We start from the raw sequence: 20,676 nt of genomic DNA on the forward strand, positions 1-20,676 counted from the left end.
TCGGATTTCATTTTATACCACTCAATCTATACTACTTATACCGCGTTTCCGCTGCACTGCGCCCCGGACCGACCGCGGCGATCCTTTAAAAAGCCCGGACACATCGCACGATGTAGGAGCCGTTTTTATCCCTCGAATAGGAGGATACACTGCCGGGACCGTTGTATTTCACCGTGTAGGCGTTGTTCTGGTCCACTTCCGAGGAGCTCAGCAGCTCGCTCTGCGGCGCAAATCGGTACGAGGGGCCGAGCATGAGGTTGTATTTCAGCAAGACTTGCAGTTCGTCCCGCGAGAACAACCATACGTTGCCATATCCCATTGTGCGGCACTCCGTGAAAGCGGGGATTTTATTGGAAGTGGAAATATAGAACCGCGTCACCGCCAGCATATTCGCCTGGGCAGTATTGAATCCCGTCGCCGTTCCGCCCACCGATTGCTTGTCGGTCGACCAGGGCAGGCTTTTGTCCCCGGCCGCCGGGGTGCTGCCTATATCTTTGTTGCCGATGCGATTGAACAGCATGCCCAGGCCGTTCACGATGGGATAGTCCGTCCATCCTTCCGTGGCCAGCGTCGTAAACGGAATCAGACCGTTGTCGTAAATGACCTGTAAATCCCGGATCAGGTTTCCGCTCTGGAAACGCAGCGTCACGCCGGGATGCTCGTTTTCGGCCGTCGCCTCGTACTCTATGTATACGGTCTTCTTGATCTCGCTGTTCGGCAGTCCGGTAATATTTTGTTTCGGCAGCCAGGCGGGAAGGTTCGAGCCGTCGGTGGTCAGTTCGCCGTTGACGATATACCCTTTGAAATAGATCGGATAATTGGATCTCATATAGACTTTCGCACCGAACCGGTAGAAGCCGTAATCCATCACGATCCGCCCCGGCTGCATCGAAAAGGCGACGGGAACCACATCCACCGGAATATTCTGGTCGCCCCACTCGCCCAGGTCACCCGGCACGCCGTCGACGTGCTGCTGGAGCCGCACCGTGGCGCTCATGCGCCCCGATGTGAAGGTGAGCGTCACAAACCGGTCGCCGGCTTTGAGGTAAGGCTTCATGCCGATGTGCAGCGTGGAAGTCACACCGCCCGCTCCGTGCGTCACACCCTGGGTAGCCCACCCGGACTCGGGAATCTCGTTCCCGGAATCGTCGTAAAAAACCAGCCAGTCCTTTTTTGTGTTGTAGTCGTCCCAGGTCAGCGACCAACCCGAAGCGGATGAGCCCGGAATACCCGTGTAATCGGTAAAGACCGAAAGGTCGCGCCGCTGGCCCGGCATATCGAACCGCAGCGTGCCCGATGCGCTCAGCGCGAGGCGGTACTGGCCGTCGGTGGTGATGTTGACCATATCGGCCTGGTCTTTGGCTTCGATCGCCACCTCCATGTCGTTGACCGGTTTCGCCTGGGCCGCCTGCTCGGGATCTGGATACCCCGGACCTTTCACCTGCCTGATATCGACCACATAAGCGTAGTTACGCAGCAAGTCGAAGCGGTTCGCCGCCGTCGGCCCCGTCGCAGCAGCGGGATCGGCACCGGGATCGTAGAGGTCGATGCGGTAATAGGTGACCGACGACGATCCGTTGTAATAGCCGCCCACGATCAGGAAAACGGACTGGGAATTGTCGTCGGTTTTGCCGGAGCACTCCGGAACGTAGATTTCACGAGAGAGCATATAGGTCTTCGCATTGGGGGGATTCGGCGTAAACCCGGGCGACACGGCGTAGGGCACCGCCCCCGTGAGGCTGGGAGCGGTCACTTTCCCCGCCGCAGGATCGTAAGCCGCAGCGTCCGGCGCGACCTGTATGGACCGGCTGCCCGCATGTACCGTCACGCTCGACAGGTAGAAATCGCCGCCCCGGGCCGGCCTCGACCCCGCCATGTTGTCGAGGTCGTACAGGTCGCCCGCACGGGAGGTGATGTTCACGCCCACGTCGATACGGGCCAGCGGACGGATCAGCGAAACGGTTTTCACACTGAATACGTTGCTGTCAAAAGTGCCGATCGTTTCGCCGTACAACGGCAGTTTGCGCGTGCCGTCGGTCGGCCACATCGAGCCGTCCGGCAGTTCGATGCGGATGTTGCTCCGCACCCAGTCCATCGTCTTGCCTTCCACCGAGGCCGGAAATTCAGCGGGAAGCAGGTTCGCAAAAAGCATCGCCTTGAATTTGATTCCCTTCTCTTCGGGCAGCAGCGCAATGCGGAAAGACTGCTCCATGACACCGCCGACGGTCGTGGAGGCCCCCCAGTCGGTGGGCCCGGGCTGAATCACACGCTTGCAAACCCACGTGCCGGAGCCTGCGGGATTCTCGTTGAAGAGCAGAATGCGAAAATTATCCTGGTCGATGGTCCGTTCGTCGTTCAGCGGAAGGCCGCGGGTTCCCGGTGCGAACACTCCCCCGGGAACGGCCACCGTAAATTTAACGCTGCCCGCAGGGGGAGACTCTGGGCCGTCGAAATAATCCTGCGCGCACCCTCCCGCGAACAGCAGTCCGCAGGTCAGGAGCACGGGAATCATGTAATGTCGGAATATCATGGTCGTTACCTGTTTTGTTGGTGTGGCGTTGGCATTTGCATGGCCGTTGGTGTGGGCGGCGTTGGCGTGGGCCTCGTGTTCGTGTTGACGTTTGCTCCGTGGAGCGTGTTTACGTTGATATCTACCTCGCGTCGGCGTTCGTGTATTGCGTTTGCGTCCGGACAGCGCTACGTGCCGGGCGGCGGATCGTCCGGCGACTGCCGCACGCAGCGAACCGGGAGGCCATTTTTCATTGTGGTCATTGCACTCTTATTCAGAAAGCCGTTTTCGGAGTTATAGAGCCATGAGAATGCCCAGTCCGGCTGCAGCCCCGAAGCCGTCCAATATTGCGGTTCCAAATCGGAATAGCTCCTTTTCCCGTCGGCATATCCCCGATATCCAGACGAGGGCATGAAGGTCCCGCCCTGATAGTCCGAGGTGCCCGGCCAATTGCAGTAACAGCCGTTCACGCCATCTTTGGCCCCCCACTGCAATTTCCCGACAAATTCGGCATCTTCCGCCTGGGTCGACATCCGCCAGGTTTTGTTGTCGAAGTCGTTCGCCCTGACCTGGGCAACCGTATAACCGACCAGCCGGCACGGGTCGCCGCGGCCCTGTTTGACCGAAGCCTGATCGTGGGGAATACTTTGAGTGTATGGAATGCTCGCGTAAGGCACGCTGTTCCAGTCGGTGACGGTATTGGTTTCCATCGGATTGAAGGCGATATCGTCCAGCGAGAAATTATCCGTGACCACACCCGGCAGCGGGCTGTTGCGGCCCCCAGCGTTGTAGAGGCCGACCACGCTGCCCCATCTGAAATAGAGCCCGGCGTCGTGCGGATCCTCGGTCAGCACCAGCTGCGCCTGGTCGCCCGTTCCTTGGATGGTGATGCGCCCTGAAATGGCATTTACGAGCGTCTTGGTCAGCGTGACCTGCCGGACGATGCGCCCTGCGCGAAGGGTAAGGGTCGCCGTGCGGTGGAAGTTTTCGAGCGTGACCGGAAAATCCTCCATCCCTATCCGGAAAGAGTATGTCCCCGGCGCGCCAGACGAAGGCCACGCCGGATCGCCGTAGTGACAGTGGGTACCGTCGCTCCGCAGGAAATAAACACTCTCCTTGGCCACCTCGTCCGGGGTCAGCGTCCAACCCCGACCCAGCGAACCGTCGTAATCCGTCGTAATGCGAAGCGTCTGCTCCGAACCCGAAGTCGAAAAACCACTGAAAAAAAATTGGCTGGCATTCAGGCTCAGGTTGTAGACCCCGTCCGGCGAGACATTGACCTGCCGGCTCTGGTCCCACACCTCCACCGTCGCGTCCATGTAGACCGGATCGGAGGCGAAAGCCTCTTCGGGAGTGGAATAACCCTTCATCTTGACCGAGATAATGTCCACCACGTAAATGTGGTTGCGCAGCAGGTCGATCCGGGTGGCGGCCGTCGGTTTGGAGATGTTCCCGGCCGCATCCGGCGTCCGGTCGTAGAGGTCGATGCGGTAATACGTGGTCGACGATCCGTTGTACTCTCCGCCCACCACCAGGCAAACCGCCCGGCCATTATCCGAAATCCCGTGATTGGCGGCCTCCGGCACATAAAGCGTGCGGGTCAGTGACCGCTTTTGCGTAGAGCCGGACGGATAATCCAAATCGCCCAGGGTGTAAACGCACCGCGTGTAAGCCGGAGCCGGCGGAATCGACGGGTTTCCGGGTAACGTCGGCGCCGTCACATAGCGGCCCGATTCCGAATAATTCGCAGCGGCGGGCCCGATCACCCCCTTCTCCGGCACATTGTACAACTTCACCGAAGTGACCCGGAACTTCAAACCGTCGATTCCCTGCGAGACCATATTATCCAGCGGATAACTGCCGTCGGGATTCCGCTGGAAGTTCACACCCACGTCGATACGCGCCACGGAACGCACCATACTCACGCTCCCCACGGTATGCGACGTACCGGTGAAAACGCCGCTTTCGCCCCACATCGGAAACGACCGGAACGGCCTGAGCGGCCAGTTGCCCGGCTGTGCATAGGTAATGCCCGTGCGGATCGTTTCCATCGGATCGGCCGTGCCGTTCGCAGCCTTGAAGTTACTGCCATCCGGACCAGCCGCACCGGCGAATTCATCGTCGGTCAGATTGGCCAGCACCATGAACCGGTAACTGTCCCGCGGATCCGGAACAGGAAACCGGAGCGAGAGAGAATAGACGGTAGCGCCGTCCACCGTACCGGCCGTAACCGTAGCGGGGGTATAAAAAGCCGCGTATTCGAACTTGCCGGCCTGTTCGCGGAAAAGCAGCAGATACAACTGCTGCGGATCGATCGAAGATTCCGCAGCCACAGCAGCCGACCGGACCTCCTTGCTATCTCCGTTTCCGGGAATACGGAGCTGGATGGTAAAGTCCGCAGAGACCGGAACACCACCGCCCGTATCCTTAGTACACCCCGGTACCAGTACGCAAAATACGCACAGAAACACGGCGAGCTGCGCCAGAGGCTGCCGGAAAAATATGGTTAAGGAGGATATTATCATTTTTTCTGCCTTATATGGTTTCAGATACCGCTATGCTGATGGATTACGTCCCAATCCTCGACATGCAGCGTCGCATCCACCCGAAAGGTGATCTGGGAAAGTGTGCAATAAAGTTTATAAATCGAATTGCGCCGGATCGTATTGTCGTAGCCCACCACCCCATCGCCCAGGGAAAAGGAGGGGTATGAAGCGGTATCGCCCTCCCAGTCAAGTTCCGTCAGGGTCATCCGGATGCGGTCTTCGGCCCGCGCGAACCGTTGCGCGGGCAGGTAATAGGAATAGACAAGCTTGTAATCGCTTTTGTCCGTCACATCGGTTGCCGGTGAAAGCCTCAGCGGCGAAGTGCGGGTAATCGTGCGGACCGCTCCCGGAGGAGGCGTTACCTCCCCGTCAGGAACAAAACATCCCATATCCGCACCCCGTTCCGCCGTCAGCGTAGAGGACGGTGTGACATCACAATTCACATAGGCGGAGGCCTCCGTACGCAAATAGAGATCGACACGGGCAACGGCACGGTAAATATCGAGTGCCACGTCGTTGGGACCGTCCTCGGTGATCGTCACCTCATTACTCTCGCCGTACAGGGGCAACATATAGGCTCCTGCCGTACCCGGCTGGTCGAGCGTGCTGACGCTCCGGTTCAGATCCATATAATCGGCCAGGGAAAACAGGACAGCCTGCAGCCCGGCCGGGGTAGTCACATTTTCCAACGTCCCGGTCAGCGCCGCAGGCTCATTGACAACCGCACAGAAGGTTTTATGCCCTTTAACTTTGGCCTGCATCCGCATTCCCTTTGCAATTGCGTCTTCACCGAAGAATTGCATCCGATCCAACTTATTTCCGTCGAAAATGTAAACGCGCACCGACTTGACAACGGCTTCGGAAGCGTTGAGCAATTGCTCGTCGTCCCCTGCGCCGGCCAAAGTGCGGATCGTTACGGGGACTTCATCCGGCGGAGAAGGAGGCAGCACAGTCTTCTTGGAGCACGACAGTGCAAGGACCAGCATCAACGGCCATGCGTATCGGATCAGTTTTGTCGTCATTCTGTTTAATTTTTCAATATACCCGCTGTTGTCGGCGGAATACATACCGGATACCGGCACGGACATAAAGCCCGCGAAGCGAACCGACATGCATCACGGGCCACCGATTGGAGGCATACTGCCACGCACATGCCGCTTCGAACCGCAAACGACCTCCGGAGACGGGGGCGAAACTGATACCGGCCTCCGGCATCACTACTCCGCCCCACGAACGGCCCCGGGAGGTATTAATCTGGTCGCCGGTGATCCGGAATTCCGCGTATTGGCCGCCAGCCGCAACTCCGATAAAAGGTTGCAGTTTCTGCTGCGGGGAAGCTCCCGGAAACCAGCGCAAATGTGCTGTAAGGGGAAGCAGGATCAGACGCCGGTCGGTAAATCCCGCCACGAGGTCCCCGTCATAAAAGTCACTGGTGACACCGCTTTCATCTCCCCGGGTGTAACCGATACCGGCACCGACAGAGAAGGTTTTTGAAATGCGCCAATCCCATTCCGCAGCGGGAGCAATACAAGCTGCCCGGGCCAGGAAACTGCCCCCGGAAGGCATCCATACCCCCCAATGCAGCGCCAGGGAATGAGACCGGCTCTCCTGGGCGCACAGCGTACACGCTCCCAGGAGAATACCGACACAGAGAAACAGCTGAAAGCATCTCATCTCCGAACGAATTATTTGTTTACAACAATGTTAAACCCAGCCATTGCTTTGTCCGGAGCAACGGATATCTTACCTGCATCGGCACCGGCTTCAACGCCATTAAGTTTGACGGCTACCCTGCGCACCTCGGAATCGGGAGAGAAAAGCACCATTCCGTCGATATTGACCGTACTGCTTTTGTCATCTCCCCAGATACGCAAGTCGTGCAGGTTCGTCAATACGAAGTCTTCACCCAACCGGGCAGTGCCGGAAGCGTCGACGGCCGCGTCGATCAGGATATCGCCGCCACTGCAGTTGGTCTGCAACGCGCCGTCCCTAGCCCGAAGCAACGACACTTTGAAGAATCCGGACACGACATTGTTCTTCCGTCCGAAATCACCCAGCGATTCGATCGCCAGTAGAGCCGGTTGGTCGTACAACAGTCCTTTGCAACTCAATGCCGGACTGCCGAAAGAGATATCCGTATCGCTCATCGCATAGATATGATTGAAATCGACCACGACGGTCTTGACCGATTCGTAACGGGTATCCTCTTTGGTCGCCACAGCATACTGGGCGCTGTGCATATCGGGTTTGATAACCAGCCGGGGGAACCGGCCCATATCGAAATCGAGTTTGTCGGCCGTTCCTTTGCCATAGGTACCATCGATAACGATATTGGCATGAGTGGCATTGGTAAGCGGAGTCCCGTTCGTCTTGAAAATGCCCAATTCATAGACGATATCCTGTTGTCCTTCAAGACCCGGTTTGGTCGCAACCATTTTAACAAGGGCCGGCTGGTCCTTGATCAGGGCCTGGCTCGAAGCACGGATCAGGTAACTGTTGGTCACATTCGCAAGATCCAGATTGAAAGTGCGGCTCCCCTCCAGCAAATCATTGGCGTTGATAGGAACTTCGACGGAGAATTTATTTAGGTAACGGTCGCTACCGTCCGTCGAAGGCACGAAAGAGAGCGTTCCCGCTACAGGATCGTAATTGACTCCTTCGGAAGCCGTTACAGGACGGGTTTTGTAATCGACCGTAACAGGCAACGGAGCGCCTTCAGGAGTGAAAGCGTAACCCGAAAGAGTCACCGTAAAAGTGGCCGTAGTGTTCCCCATGATCGGTTTATTGACCTGAATATCGCTGACATATACCCCGTAAGCCAATTTGATGATTTGGCTGCCGTCACCGAGGAATACCGCCTCGCCGTTGGCCGGTAAGGTCACCGCCTGAAATTGGGTCACGGTGTTCTCCACGACATAACGGTCAAAAAGCAGTTCGCCGAAAGACGAAAGCATACTCAACCTGCCCATTGCCGGACTAGCCATTAGCAGATCGCCGTTACCGTTGATACGAAGTTCGGTGTAAGCCGCCGATGTATTTTTTTCATACAGCCGGCGCCCCTCGTTCGAGAATTTCACAACTTTTCCCCGGGAGGTCGAACGGTCGTAAAGGGTGATAATAGAGGTCTGCGAACCGGGATCTTGCGTCATCCCGGTAATCACCCCGTTGTCGACATAGGATGTTAATTCCGTCCCATCCGGGCGTAACTGAGCGTAATAAGAGTTCGAAAGGTCGTTGCCTCCGACCATAATCACCCCGGAGGGAGATACGATCAGTTGGTCGAGCTTCGTATCCACGGATGTGGGAACGATCTGTTTCTGATAGACGATATCGCCCTCGGGACGTATCTTGATCAACGCGCCGCCCGTTTTCTGGCCCTCGCCCACGAGATAAAGATCACCTTCGACCGTCGAAACCATTTTTTCGATGCGGAACGTGCGGTCGGGAAGCTGCGTAATGAAGTAACGTTTTCCCCGCTCGTCGAGCCTTACCACACAACTGCCCTCGTTGTCTTCGGAGGAAAAAGCCGCATGGATATACTCGGTGGAGCTGCCCAGCACGTTCAGCCCGGCACAAACCTCCCCGGCTGTCGGGATGTAGTTGTAGAGTTGCTGACCGGATGGGGAAACCTTGCAGACAAAAGGTTTGCGGGTACCGTCCACAGCCGGTGAATCGCCTCCGAGAATCAGGCTGCCGTCAGCCAGCCGACGTCCCTCTGTCACACGGGAACCCTCGATACCCACACGGGCATCCTGTTCGACCGCGCCTTTCGACGTAAGGACGATAGCCCGGCCTGTGCCCATTGTACCGTTGCGCTGTGCGCGCTGAGACAGCGTGCAACTCCCGACCAGCAGGATTTCACCGTCCTGCAACGGGAATATTCCTGCGATCTTTGTAAAGTCCCCGTCCGGGAATTTACGTGAGAGAATGCTTTCGCCGTGACGGTCGAACCAAGAGAGGATGGGCCGGGAACCGCTCTCCCCGACAGCAACGACATCGCCGTTATTAAAGTCCGCACAAATCATTTTGTAATGGATCTCCTCGCCGTAAGAGCGGTTGTAAACGACGGGCATAAATTGCGCCTGTACACGGGTGGCAAAAAAAACCGCGACCACCACACAAAGCGCCCTGAAGATGTTCTTTCCTGTTTCCATAGTATTTAATTTTCTGATCTATCTGAATTCCATTACATTTGCTTTTTCACAATCACATCGACACGCCGGGCTTTCCGTGTCACCTCAATCTGTTCCTGAAAAGTCAGCTTCATCGGAGACCGTTTTATTTCCGAATGCCCGAGACCCGGATACCGGGATTCCTTTTTCTGGAGCGCCTCGATAAAATCGGATACCGGGACTTTTTGTTTGCCCCTGCCTTCGGGATAAAGGACTGGTTTTGCTCCCTGATCGGAAAGAAATTCAGCCACAGTCATCGCCCGCTGCCGGGATAACTTCAGGTTGTATTTCTCGGTTCCGAATTCATCGGCATAACCGATTACCGATATCGCATTCAAGTCGTTGAATCCCATAGTTTCCACCACATTTCTAAGATTCTCCCGCGCCTCATCGCTGAGCCCGCTGCTGTTGAAGTCGAAATAGACGCTCACGAGCAGATCCCCGGCCGAGGGCAACGGATAAATCAGCGACTGGCGCACTTCCGTCTCGAAACTTTCCGTGTTGCTGTTCCCCAGTCCCGAAATCAAATTGAGGTTTCCCACCATGGCGGAATATTCGGCTGAAACACCGATAGCCGACTCACTGCTCAGCGGAGAGATCGTATTGTCGAACGAATAGATATCATCCTTACCGGCGGCTCCCCGGCGGTCCGATATGAAATAGCCTTCGGTGCCGTCAAAGAAAATTCCGAAATCGTTGTAGACGGTATTTACCGGAAAAAGATAATGGAACAGCGTACCCGGCACCAGTACGTCGTTTATGAAACTCATTCGGTAAATATCATAGCCGCCGAATCCCTCCATGCCATTCGAAGCAAAATAGAGGGCGTCGCCCACGACGCGGGGATATATCTCGTCTCCTTCGGTATTGACGTCACTCCCCATATTGACGGGATCGCTCCATTGTTGCTGTCGCGGATCCCAATGCGTTTCATAGAGATCCATTCCTCCGTAGCCTCCGGCCCGGTCGGAAGAGAACAGCAACGACCGTCCGTCGTCATAGAATGCAGGATGACCGTAGGAACTCCCCTCCTGGTTGGCGAACAACGGCAGGAAATCGCTCCAGCGTTTACGCACGTCATCGTAACGCGAATAGTAGAGTTGGTTAACGAATAACCCGGCATCGCTGTCGGTCGAAACGATACGATCCGTACGGCGATAAACCAATGCCGTGGCGACCATGGTTTTACCGTCCGGACTAAACGCCACAGGACCACTTTGCAACTCCCTGGGAATTAAACGAAACGCTTCAGGAACCGTGCCCTCGTACAACGAGAAGAACTGGGTCCTGTGGTAATAAATCTTCAGCGGGTCCTGTATCCGCCCCCGGCTGACCGCGTAAAAAGGTTTGCCTTCCCACTCCCCGAGCCAGTATTCGGCTAAAGGGGTATCCAAACGCAACAGGTTCACCCGGTAATCCGCATCTCCGCGTCCGTAATAGTGCTGGACATCGGACAACGATGCCAGCGTATTGAGATAACGTTGGTTGTTGGAATAAGGTTGGCGGAATGCGAAACCACGCGCCACGATTTCGGCCTGTTGGTCATCTCCGAGGCGGCGGAGCGCATCAATATAAAAACAGACATCATTAACAGTCAACAATGTATCATTTACATCACAGACATCCTTATAATAAATCACGGCCTGCTCCGGCTCCTGCAACAACATATAGTTCCTCGCAATTTTCAGGGCCAGGCGGCTGCGATCCCCGAAAAGTTTGCGCCGTTGCTCCATATTGAGCCTTTCATTGCTGCACATCTCGTTCATGCGGTTATAAGCCCTTTTGTAAGCCGCCATGGCCCGCTGGGGATTTCCCTTGATGAAATTCAGGTCGGCGGAACGTTCGACCCGTCCTTCGCGGCGCTGCCCCTCCTGTTCCGCTGCATCGTTCCGGATGCCGTATACAGTACCCGCCAGCAGTACTCCGAGCAAAAACAGGAACAGTTGTTTTGTGTTTGTTGTATTCATGATACCAAATTATCTGAAGAGGTTATAGACCAGATGTACGCCGAATTTCGTGGGTCCGAACCAGGCCCGGGTATCCTTGAGTTCCAGCGGATAGTCGGCCCATTCGCCGCCAAGTTGGTATTTATCGTATTGCAGATGTGCATACCCCAGCCCCAGGTTCAGGTCCAGGCGAAAGCGCTTCGACAGGTAAAATTTGTATCCGAGCGACAAACCGGCGGAAATGCCCCACCCCTTGTACCGGTAACTTTCCCGCTCTTCACCCCGCCAAAATCCGATATTGAAATTCCCGGCTTCGACATAAGGACCCAGGTAGAAACCGTCATACATATTGTTGGTATAATAGTAGCGCGGTTTGACGTAATACCGCAAATCGGCACTGCCGACCAGCGCCCGGAGCACCTCCTCATGTTTTTTGAACATATAAGGCATCCAAAGTATATCGAGATTCGTCGTGAATTGCTGGCTCACCGTAAATTCCATTCCGACATTGGGGGTACCAACCAGCAACAGCGGGACATTGGTTTTGATCGCCTGCGCTTTCACCGCGGGTGCCGCGAGAACCAGCACGAGGCCCAGCACCAGTATTCGTATTGTTCTTTTCATCAGACTGTGGTTTATATTTTAGGTACCGATCGAGTTACATGGGCGTTATATCCCCGGGATGCATGCCTTCCCAGCCGACGAGACTGATCCCGGTGATCGTGAAACCTTTGTATTCAAATTTAAGGGTGTGGCGTGGACGCAGGTAAACTTTGCCCGAAACGGTCGCTCCGTTTTCGTCCACCGGATCTGATATTTCATCCGAGAAGTGTCCGATTACCGCCTCCCCTGCATAGAACAGCACGTCGAGTTTAAGCGGCGTGAGTTCACTTTCCGCCCCATCAAGGCGGGTGCCCGACGAAGGCAGGTACATGTCCTGGAAAGAATGAGTGACCGCCCGCTGACCTCCGACAGCATAGGAGACCAGCGTGTAGTCATCCGGCGACTCATCGCCGAAGAGGCCGTTAAATCCCAGCCGGGTGGACAAGCCGGTGTAACGTATATCTATGCGGGTGACCTGGGCGGGAAGATCGCGAAATTCGTGAACGATTGTTCCGGTGTAAAGCTGGCCCCCGTTGATGTCTATGGTATGTTGATTCTGTGAATCGGGATGCCCGATGGGATAAAGCATCAATTGGCATTGCAGGACGCGCAACGGACCGCACGGGCCGAACGCGTGCTCGGTTTGCGGTACAAGTGGCGCGGAAATGTAAGAATCGGCCAACGGCAATCCCTCGCTCATTTGCATGTTGCCGGTCTGGGCAAAAGCGGTGAGGGTACATGGACCCGGTTGCAGCTTGAAGCGAAGGATACCGTTTTGCATCAGTTCATTTTTGTCGAACGGCGCCGATACTTTCCTTGTGATCAAGTGGTTGCCACTTTCACCATGGAAAACGGCGGTGAAATCCGGAATCGAACCCTTTTGGATTTCAGGGACATAAAGCCAACAGTTATTTTCGTCCAGGAAATAATCGTTCGTACACGACACCGCCGTGTACGACAGCAGCATCACGCCGGCAACCATTCGGATGTATCTGGACAGGTGGCAACTCATGTTCAATCATTTAAAAGTGGATGTGCCTTTCGACCCCGGCACTGGGAAAGTAAAAAGTAGGAGGCGCTATCCCCGTGACGGGACAGCGTCTCCAAACCTGTTAGAGAGGAATCGTTTGGGAAATGATGTTTCCCCAATCAGCCAAATTCACCTGAATTGTAACGGGTGCATAAAATCCGACATCGGGAATACCCGGTTCGTCAGGATCGTCGATCCACTTCCCTGCGCTCTCCAGGGGAAGCGTCACCTCGAGGATGTTGTTGGCCGTCACACCTACGTTCACGGCGCCGCTCCAGGCTACGCGACCGCCGCTACTGCCCAAAGGCTGATTGGGTGCTTTGCCCAGAGGCACATAACCTGCCGGGGCCTTGCCGATCAGCACGACATCGAATTTTTCCGCACTGACGGTACCGCCGCCCGGGAGCATCAGAATATCTTTCCACAGGGTTACGTGTTCACCGGCATTGAGGATCGATTTGCCCGCACCGACCTGGTAACCGTCTGCCGCGGTCGGTTCCGTCGTCCGGAACGCTCCTTTGGTATAGAGCACAGCCGTTTCACGCTTCGGCGAGGCGTAGGTTACCGTACCGTCGGGACGCAGGCTGATCCCGGAGCGACGAATCCGGAAACTGGCCTCGGGAGCGGTAAAGCTCACCTGGTCGTTGCCATTGGCATGCTGGTCGATTCGAACGCGCATCAGGCTCACGGCACGCGTCAGATTGAAAACGGGCAGCGTGTTATTTTGATCCGCAACCACGGCAATATTCGGCTGCTTGGCCAGGAATATCTCCGCGGGTTCCGAATAGCCCGTAGAATTAGCCTCCGGATCGGGATGGGCAACGTCATAGGTCGGCTTGTCCGTTGCGTAAGCGGGATTCACCACCAGGTCCATCAGCAGGGCGCTGATCGCCCGGCCTTTGACATTCGAGGCATTCCAACCCTCTGCGGGCTTAATGGATGCGGTCTGCTGGGAATTGGCGATCACGTAAACATCATATTTCGATCCTCCTGTATTGGCGACGATATTGGTGAATGTGACCGTCTGCACTGCACCGTCGTTGGAGGTGGGAACCGGCGTGATGTTACGCGCATCCTTGACCCTGCTGGTGGTCTGGTCTACAAACAGGATCAGCAGATCCTTGATATTGCGGGACCAGGAGGTCGTAGGAAGGGTCGTTGAGGGCGTATAATCGGCCTTAGATTCCGGAGCCGGGTCCTTTGCGAACCCGAACGACACGGTAACCTTGCCCCCCTGGGCATCGTCCGGCCCCGGCGGGTCGCCCCCCTTGTTACAGGAGAGCAGACCCAGCGAGAGGACGAATGCGCAAACAGTTATTTTGAATGCATGTTTCATATCACAGATAAGATTGGGAATCGTTACGCTTAAATACCGGCGTGCTGTTCGACCACCGTCCAGGGCTGCACGTCGATCGTCGCCTTCATGTTTACGGTCTCTTCGACCGGTTTGCTCGGGTCGGGCGTCACGTCTCCCGGTTCACCGGCTCCCGGGCCGCTGATATCGTCGATGGAAACCTTGAAATAGGTATTACGCTTCACGGTGTATTTCAGGCTGGGGATGGTGATCTTGTTGTCGGCGATCCAGATCCCGTAGTAGCAGACGCCGTTGGTATATGTAACAACCTTCTCATTTGCTCCCACTGACGGCTGGGTTGCGTACACTCCCGGCTTATAGCTGGTAATATGGCTTTGGCCATCCGTCAGGGCGATCCGGTAGAAGGTGGTGCCTTTGTTGATCGTTCCACCACCCTGAATCTGGTCTGCATTGGGGGTCCAGGTGCCTTTCACCTCCAGATAGGTCGCTTTGGACATATAGACCGGTTTGTTGCTGTTTTCCGCCATGTAAGAGATATGGGAAGAAGCGGAAAGCAGGATCGCGTCGGTCTGGAAATAGTCGGCCGCAGTTACTTTTCCGGGGGTGACGTCGGTTGCAAACTCCTTGTCGTAATTGGGGGTCAGCAGGTCGGGTTGTTCATAGTTCGGACCGGCATAAACAGGCATCAGGTACATCTCCTTCGGGTTGTTGCACACCGTGTAGGAGATATCCTCCAACTTACCGCCCTCCTGGGTCACGGCGCCCGACAGGCTAAGGTCCACCTTCGCGCAAACGCGGCCCACCTTGATCGTGAAGTTGTTTTTCGAGCCACTAGTCACATCCTGGTCCACAGCCTTTTCAACGGTAACCACCGGCGCGTCGTTTTCCAGGTTGGTCATCCAGAATTCGTTGGCCTTCGTCACGTTATCCTTGAACTCCTGAAGGGACTCTACCTTCTGAATCTTTTTCTTGAACACGGACAACTCCATACCCGGCGCGATATTCAGGCCCGCCAGTTTGGCGTTCATGTTCACGCAGGCGAAGAGCTGTTTGGGACCGGTCGTGGTCGCGAACGTTTTGGTTTCGGTGTTCGCATCGAACGTTACGACCGAAGCCAGCGTTTTGTTGGCGAATACGTAAAGCGTAGCATTGGAAACTTTCCCCTCTTCGGCAGTACCGTTGGGATCATTCGCTTTACTCTGCAGTCCTGTCTGCGACAGGGTGATGCGTGCCGTTGTCGGGGTTCCGTCGGGGACTCCCGGAGTTTTGCCCGGGTCGGTCTTCGAACAGGAGGCCAGAGCCAGGACGCTCATCGCGATCCATCCAAATGCAAATTTTCTTCTCATGAGACTTGTCGTTTAGTTTAACATTCTTATAATAAGATTAATACCGTTCTTTTGTTGTTGAATGCCATTTGCTGTACCCGGCCACTCCCCGAAGGGGACGATCCCGAATAACAAGGCGACATGGAAAGGCCGTTCCGCAACAGAATAAAAAACATGCAGGAAAGAGACGGAGTGTTATCCCGTCTACGATAATCCGGTAAAATTTTTTCTGCCATACCCATCGTTCGTTCTGTAATTTGTCTGCCGATTCCAGCCTTACAATGCCGTTCGTATACTTATTTAAAAAATACGGCTCTATTCTAAATAGAGCCGCATACATAAATACAATATATATAACACTGACATACAACAATATATGCACACATTATCCAGATATATGTTTCAGTTAAAAGACATGTATATGATAATATTTATAAAATTACACTTAACCATTGGTTAATAATGAATTAACTGACGCATTTCCTGAAACATTACTGAAACAGATCCGACCGGACGACTCGCGTAAAGGCCCCCAAATAAATAAACCATGCACAGCAATACGGAACCAAAACTACATGATCTGCTTTATCTTAAAGAACACCTTACCTGCAACCGCTACCTGGCCGACATCAGAACCGGATTTGTCTTTAAAAAACTAAAAAAGGGAAACATGTTCGGCCTTGAGCAAGGGCTATCCCACCAATTGCTGGTTTTCCTCGAAGGGAGCTGTACGATCGATTACGGATGCTTTCTCGGGAAAAAATTTTCGGCGGGAGAAATGGTACTTATCCATCGGCGTTCCAGTTATGTAGGGCAAGTAACAGAAGACATGAAAATCGTGGTCATGTCGTTCGACTGCCTGATCGGGGAATGTGACAAACTGGTGTTTGAGTCATATGCGAATTACCGTTCCAGTATCAAATACGATTTCCGTGCTACCCCGATCCGTTACCCGCTGACTGATTTTTTTCACCTGCTGATCTATTACTTGCAAAACGGGATCAACTGTGCACACCTGCACGAAATCAAGCACAAGGAGCTTTTTCTCTGCCTGAGATGGTTTTACACCAAGGAAGAAATCACTTACCTGTTTTATGAACTCATCGGCAAATCAATGGATTTCAGGCAGTTCATATATGACAATTACAAAAAAGTAAGTTCCATCGCAGAGCTCATCGAGTTATCCAATGTCAGTAAGCCCGTCTTTTATCGGCGCTTCAAAAAAGAGTTTGGGGCCTCCGCTTATCAATGGATACTGAAACACCGCCGGGAAGAGATTATTCGGATGGTTGTCAATCCGCAGATATGTATCGATGACCTGTACGAGAAATTCGGTTATGCCTCCAAAGAGAGTTTCCACAATTTTTGCAGGAAGGAATTCGGTTGTACACCAAAACAGCTGATGAACCGGTACAGAAGTATCGCCAGTCAGCATGCAGACACGGGTACCTCCTCATACCGGCACTGATTTTATCATTCGGAGCTGCGCTGAATATCACTGATCCTCAATTCTGTTCTTTTATGAAGGATTGGCTGTCAACAACCGAATCTGACACAAAAAATGATTGAAAAGATACTTTTGATGGTATATCGTAAAATGAAAACGAGCTACCTTTGTACTACAGAAATTGAACAGGATGACAGGTTCGGAGCTTTCAAAAAAAATGCGGCTCTATTTAGAATAGAGTCGCATTCAGACAAATATAAGAATAAATTTTATTTTTTGTTCCGTTAACCGTGTTTTTTCGTGCGGAAAATTCAAAAAAAACACGATTATCACAACTCGGATAGCTGTTCATTGACCTTATCGAGGATACTTTGATCAAATTTCTGCAGATAAATCCGTGTTGTTTCCTCCGAGGTATGTCCGAGCCCCTCACTGATCACAGCCATCGGGGCACCGCTCCGACGGGCTTGGGTAGCCCAGCTATGCCGCGCCACATAGGTCGTCAGCTTGGTCTCAATTCCAAGCATGCGCCCAACCTGCTTCAGGTTGCGGTTGACCCGTTCCAGTGCCAAACGATACTGTTTATAAAGTGGCTTGGGGCTGTTGGGATTCAGGATCGGAAAAACGTATTCCGTATTGTTATCGTATTTGTTAATCAGCGCAGACAATTGGGGAGTAAGACCGATGCGTAACCGCTGTTTGGTTTTTTTACGGTAGTAATCGATCTCCTGGCGGCTCCTTTTCAGGAAAACAATGTCCACGAAAGACATGCCCCGGGAAAAGAAACTAAATAAATACAAATCCCGTGCAAGCTCCAAATGGGGTTTGTGCGAAAGTTCCAATTCAGCCATTCGCCGTATCGTATTCCGGTCTATGGCACGTTTAACCGTCTCACGCGGTTTCACCCGCAGAAGCTTGAACGGGTTCTCTTCCGTAGGACGCAAACCGTCAAGCACCGCCTGATGAAACATCGATTTAAGGTTGCGCATATAGAAACAGACCGTATTATCGGTCACGCCCCGGCGGTGGAGAAACTGTTCGTACCCCCGCAGAAATGTTGTGTCGAGCTGATTGAGGGTAACCTGCCGCTGGCCGATGAACGTCGCAACCGATGAACGGGTGCTCCGGTATGCAGCCGCCGTACCGTCTTTGCCCATATTCTGTTTCAGCCGGATCTGGGTATCCATATAATGGAGCAGGCTGAGCGGATTATGCTCGACTTTGTAATGAGAAAGAATATCCCCTACCGTATAATCGGTTTGCCGCCTTTCGAGCGCATCGATGTGCGACTGAATATTACGATACTGTTTCCCGAGGTTGCGGTTAATGCTCCTGATCTCCCGGAGTGAACGCCGGGTATCGGACACATAACAAACCTTATGATTCACCGTGTCGAACTCATCCGCAAATATTCTATAAGGTGTATATATAAGTTTTTTTTTGCGCCGATGGATGATCTGGAACACCAGCGGGAAAGTTCCGTCTTTGTGAATCTGGTCCTTATTCAATAACAATTTTATACTCGCCATACTTGAATCCTATACGCAATCTTATACGAAAATTATTTCCCTATAGTACATGGTTTGATTTACTTTCCCACAACTTCATGGTACTCATCCCACACCACATTCATGTCGCGCTTTAATTCTCCCCGATCTCCAGATGTTTTTCCGTTACCCCGTATCCACTCCCTGCAATAAATAATAAGAGGGAACGCTGAACAATAAAAACGGAAGGAGGTTACGATATTCCTCGTAACCTCCTTCCGTTTTTATTGCTGTCCCGTTTCAGCCTTGAGTCGGACATCTGAACACCCAAGTCCGATAAACCCAACTTTCGAACAGGATTAACTTCGGCCCGCAAATTTCAGCCGGCAAGAAGCCTGCTATCCCTATTTCTGGGACAGATTATCCCGGTTCAACAAATTACATTTACAACGGGTCAGGATCTCGATACAGCGGTCGAGGTCGGTCGGCCGGATGACCACCCGGGCCGTATCCCCGTCGGAAAAAGCGTACATATACTCGATAAACACATCCTCTCGGGCCAGGCAGTCGAGTACGATTGAAAGCGCTCCCGGTTCATTGGGACAGCAAAAACAGACAACTTCGGTCACACTGATCCCGAAACGCGCTTCCTTGAGCGCACTAACGGCCCGTCCCACATCCGATACGATCATACGCAGGATGCCGAATTCACCGCTGTCGGCCAGACTGAATGCCGTCATATTCACACCGTTGCTTCCCAGTATTTGGGTCACTTCGTTGATCCGTCCGGTTTTGTTTTCGACGAATACGGAAAGCTGTTTGATTTTCATAGTTCTGCGGTATTTGCGATTGACTGTAATGGTTCAGACCGGGCATCAGTGCAGGATCCGTTTGTCGATCACCCGGCGCGCTTTCCCTTCGCTGCGTTCGATGCTCGAAGGCTCTACCAGCTTGATATCGGCTTTCAAGCCCAATACGCTGTGCAACCGGGCAGCGAGCCGCTGCCTGAGCCCGATCATCTTGCTGACCTCGTCCGAATAAAAGCCGTCGCGAACCTCGACCTGTACTTCGAGGCTGTCGAGATTCTGTACGCGGTCAACCACCAGCAGGTAATGCGGCTCGAACTCTTCCATTTCGAGGATGACACTCTCGACCTGGGACGGGAAGATGTTGACACCCCGTATTATGAGCATATCGTCGCTGCGGCCTACGATGCGGCTCATACGCACGTTGGTACGTCCGCACGGGCACGGTTCATCGGTCAGCGAACAGAGGTCTTTGGTCCGGTAGCGCAGCAACGGCATCCCCTCTTTGGTCAGCGTCGTGAAAACCAGCTCCCCCTGCTCGCCGTACGGCAGCGGTTCCAGCGTATCGGGCGAGATGATCTCGGGCAAAAAATGATCTTCTATAATGTGCGACCCGTTCTTGCAGGCGCATTCGTGCGACACCCCCGGCCCCATGACTTCGCTTAGTCCGTAAATATTGTACGCATTTACTCCCATTTTGGTTTCGATCTCGCGGCGCATGTTCTCGGTCCACGGTTCGGCCCCGAAGATACCGGTTTTCAGGCGGAACTCCTCCCGGGGAATCCCGGCCTGGGCCATCGCTTCGGCCAGGTAAAGGGCGTATGAGGGAGTGCAGGTGATAGCGGTCGCTCCGAAATCGTGTATCAGCTTGATGTGCTTCGCCGTATTGCCGCTCGACATCGGAATGACGGTCGCCCCCAGGTGCTCCACCCCATAGTGCAACCCCAATCCGCCGGTAAACAGACCGTAACCGTACGCCACCGAAAAGATGTCGTTACAGTCGGTCCCGAAAGCGCTCAGGCAGCGGGCGATCATCTCCGACCAGATGGCCAAATCGCGGCGGGTATAGCCTACCACGGTGGGAGAGCCCGTCGTACCCGAAGAGGCGTGCAGGCGCACGATCTGCGACATCGGAACGGCGAAAAGCCCGTACGGATAGTTATCCCGAAGGTCCTGCTTGGTGGTAAACGGCAGCTTGACGACATCGTCCACCGTCCGGATATCGTCCGGCGTCACGTCCATCTCCTGCATTTTGCGGCGGTAAAACGGCGTATTGTGATAGACTCTCTCGACGAGCTTATGCAGGCGTTCTCCCTGGAGGGCGCGCATCTGCTCGCGTCCCATACACTCTTTGGGTTGGTTCCAGATCATGGTTTCAGGTTATTTCCAACTTATTTCAATCTATTCCGGATGTTTACGGTGCAGTTTGCCTGCGCTCCGCATTATTCCGGCGGGCCTTCAGTTTTTTCAAAGACCCCTTACAACAACCA

14 protein-coding genes are annotated in these 20,676 nt (G+C 54.0%); 1 reads left to right on the forward strand and 13 read right to left on the reverse strand.

The window, feature by feature from the left end:
• Positions 1 to 85: 85 nt before the first annotated feature.
• The 10 genes from NQ495_RS03380 to NQ495_RS03425 form a co-directional block, all read right to left on the reverse strand.
• Positions 86 to 2,530, reverse strand: a complete 2,445-nt coding sequence (locus NQ495_RS03380) for a hypothetical protein (protein ID WP_009134368.1) — start codon at positions 2,528 to 2,530, stop codon at positions 86 to 88.
• 167 nt (positions 2,531 to 2,697) lie between these two features.
• Complete coding sequence (locus NQ495_RS03385) at positions 2,698 to 5,034, reverse strand: hypothetical protein (RefSeq protein WP_009134367.1); 2,337 nt, start codon at positions 5,032 to 5,034, stop codon at positions 2,698 to 2,700.
• A gap of 20 nt (positions 5,035 to 5,054) precedes the next feature.
• Positions 5,055 to 6,077 (reverse strand): FimB/Mfa2 family fimbrial subunit, encoded by a 1,023-nt coding sequence (locus NQ495_RS03390; RefSeq protein WP_009134366.1) that lies wholly within the window; start codon positions 6,075 to 6,077, stop codon positions 5,055 to 5,057.
• Positions 6,078 to 6,090: 13 nt separating this feature from the next.
• Complete coding sequence (locus tag NQ495_RS03395) at positions 6,091 to 6,729, reverse strand: hypothetical protein (protein ID WP_009134365.1); 639 nt, start codon at positions 6,727 to 6,729, stop codon at positions 6,091 to 6,093.
• Between the two features lie 11 nt (positions 6,730 to 6,740).
• Positions 6,741 to 9,209, reverse strand: a complete 2,469-nt coding sequence (locus NQ495_RS03400) for a Calx-beta domain-containing protein (protein WP_009134364.1) — start codon at positions 9,207 to 9,209, stop codon at positions 6,741 to 6,743.
• Between the two features lie 32 nt (positions 9,210 to 9,241).
• Positions 9,242 to 11,194, reverse strand: a complete 1,953-nt coding sequence (locus NQ495_RS03405; RefSeq protein ID WP_009134363.1) for an OmpA family protein — start codon at positions 11,192 to 11,194, stop codon at positions 9,242 to 9,244.
• 9 nt (positions 11,195 to 11,203) lie between these two features.
• Positions 11,204 to 11,797 carry a DUF3575 domain-containing protein gene (locus tag NQ495_RS03410; protein ID WP_040294542.1) on the reverse strand — a complete coding sequence of 198 codons (594 nt, stop codon included), beginning with the start codon at positions 11,795 to 11,797 and terminating at the stop codon, positions 11,204 to 11,206.
• A gap of 34 nt (positions 11,798 to 11,831) precedes the next feature.
• A complete protein-coding gene (locus NQ495_RS03415; protein ID WP_040294541.1) occupies positions 11,832 to 12,758 on the reverse strand; it encodes a hypothetical protein in 927 nt (308 codons plus the stop codon).
• A 130-nt stretch (positions 12,759 to 12,888) separates the two neighbouring features.
• The gene (locus tag NQ495_RS03420) at positions 12,889 to 14,142 is read right to left on the reverse strand and encodes a hypothetical protein (RefSeq protein ID WP_009134360.1); all 1,254 of its coding nucleotides are present in this window, start codon (positions 14,140 to 14,142) and stop codon (positions 12,889 to 12,891) included.
• A 29-nt stretch (positions 14,143 to 14,171) separates the two neighbouring features.
• Positions 14,172 to 15,467, reverse strand: coding sequence for an Mfa1 family fimbria major subunit (locus tag NQ495_RS03425; protein ID WP_009134359.1), 1,296 nt, complete (start codon positions 15,465 to 15,467; stop codon positions 14,172 to 14,174).
• A gap of 526 nt (positions 15,468 to 15,993) precedes the next feature.
• Between NQ495_RS03425 and NQ495_RS03430 the strand changes: the two genes are divergently transcribed.
• A complete protein-coding gene (locus tag NQ495_RS03430) occupies positions 15,994 to 16,914 on the forward strand; it encodes a helix-turn-helix domain-containing protein (RefSeq protein WP_009134358.1) in 921 nt (306 codons plus the stop codon).
• A 308-nt stretch (positions 16,915 to 17,222) separates the two neighbouring features.
• On the opposite strand, the gene NQ495_RS03435 is transcribed toward NQ495_RS03430, so the two are convergent.
• The 3 genes from NQ495_RS03435 to NQ495_RS03445 form a co-directional block, all read right to left on the reverse strand.
• A complete protein-coding gene (locus NQ495_RS03435) occupies positions 17,223 to 18,422 on the reverse strand; it encodes a site-specific integrase (protein WP_009134356.1) in 1,200 nt (399 codons plus the stop codon).
• 362 nt (positions 18,423 to 18,784) lie between these two features.
• A complete protein-coding gene (locus NQ495_RS03440; RefSeq protein ID WP_009134355.1) occupies positions 18,785 to 19,210 on the reverse strand; it encodes an ACT domain-containing protein in 426 nt (141 codons plus the stop codon).
• Positions 19,211 to 19,255: 45 nt separating this feature from the next.
• Entirely contained in the window at positions 19,256 to 20,557 is a 1,302-nt protein-coding gene (locus tag NQ495_RS03445; RefSeq protein ID WP_009134354.1) for a phenylacetate--CoA ligase family protein, read from the reverse strand.
• Between the last annotated feature and the right edge of the window lie 119 nt (positions 20,558 to 20,676).

The organism is Alistipes indistinctus YIT 12060, assembly GCF_025144995.1.
GTDB classification, from domain to species: domain Bacteria; phylum Bacteroidota; class Bacteroidia; order Bacteroidales; family Rikenellaceae; genus Alistipes_A; species Alistipes_A indistinctus.

What these genes read in the sequence shown, in the direction of transcription:
- NQ495_RS03380 (WP_009134368.1), bottom strand. Translation starts at nt 2,530, where the DNA reads ATGATATTCCGACATTACATGATTCCCGTGCTCCTGACCTGCGGACTG.
- NQ495_RS03385 (WP_009134367.1), bottom strand. Translation starts at nt 5,034, where the DNA reads ATGATAATATCCTCCTTAACCATATTTTTCCGGCAGCCTCTGGCGCAG.
- NQ495_RS03390 (WP_009134366.1), bottom strand. Translation starts at nt 6,077, where the DNA reads ATGACGACAAAACTGATCCGATACGCATGGCCGTTGATGCTGGTCCTT.
- NQ495_RS03395 (WP_009134365.1), bottom strand. Translation starts at nt 6,729, where the DNA reads ATGAGATGCTTTCAGCTGTTTCTCTGTGTCGGTATTCTCCTGGGAGCG.
- NQ495_RS03400 (WP_009134364.1), bottom strand. Translation starts at nt 9,209, where the DNA reads ATGGAAACAGGAAAGAACATCTTCAGGGCGCTTTGTGTGGTGGTCGCG.
- NQ495_RS03405 (WP_009134363.1), bottom strand. Translation starts at nt 11,194, where the DNA reads ATGAATACAACAAACACAAAACAACTGTTCCTGTTTTTGCTCGGAGTA.
- NQ495_RS03410 (WP_040294542.1), bottom strand. Translation starts at nt 11,797, where the DNA reads ATGAAAAGAACAATACGAATACTGGTGCTGGGCCTCGTGCTGGTTCTC.
- NQ495_RS03415 (WP_040294541.1), bottom strand. Translation starts at nt 12,758, where the DNA reads ATGGTTGCCGGCGTGATGCTGCTGTCGTACACGGCGGTGTCGTGTACG.
- NQ495_RS03420 (WP_009134360.1), bottom strand. Translation starts at nt 14,142, where the DNA reads ATGAAACATGCATTCAAAATAACTGTTTGCGCATTCGTCCTCTCGCTG.
- NQ495_RS03425 (WP_009134359.1), bottom strand. Translation starts at nt 15,467, where the DNA reads ATGAGAAGAAAATTTGCATTTGGATGGATCGCGATGAGCGTCCTGGCT.
- NQ495_RS03430 (WP_009134358.1), top strand. Translation starts at nt 15,994, where the DNA reads ATGCACAGCAATACGGAACCAAAACTACATGATCTGCTTTATCTTAAA.
- NQ495_RS03435 (WP_009134356.1), bottom strand. Translation starts at nt 18,422, where the DNA reads ATGGCGAGTATAAAATTGTTATTGAATAAGGACCAGATTCACAAAGAC.
- NQ495_RS03440 (WP_009134355.1), bottom strand. Translation starts at nt 19,210, where the DNA reads ATGAAAATCAAACAGCTTTCCGTATTCGTCGAAAACAAAACCGGACGG.
- NQ495_RS03445 (WP_009134354.1), bottom strand. Translation starts at nt 20,557, where the DNA reads ATGATCTGGAACCAACCCAAAGAGTGTATGGGACGCGAGCAGATGCGC.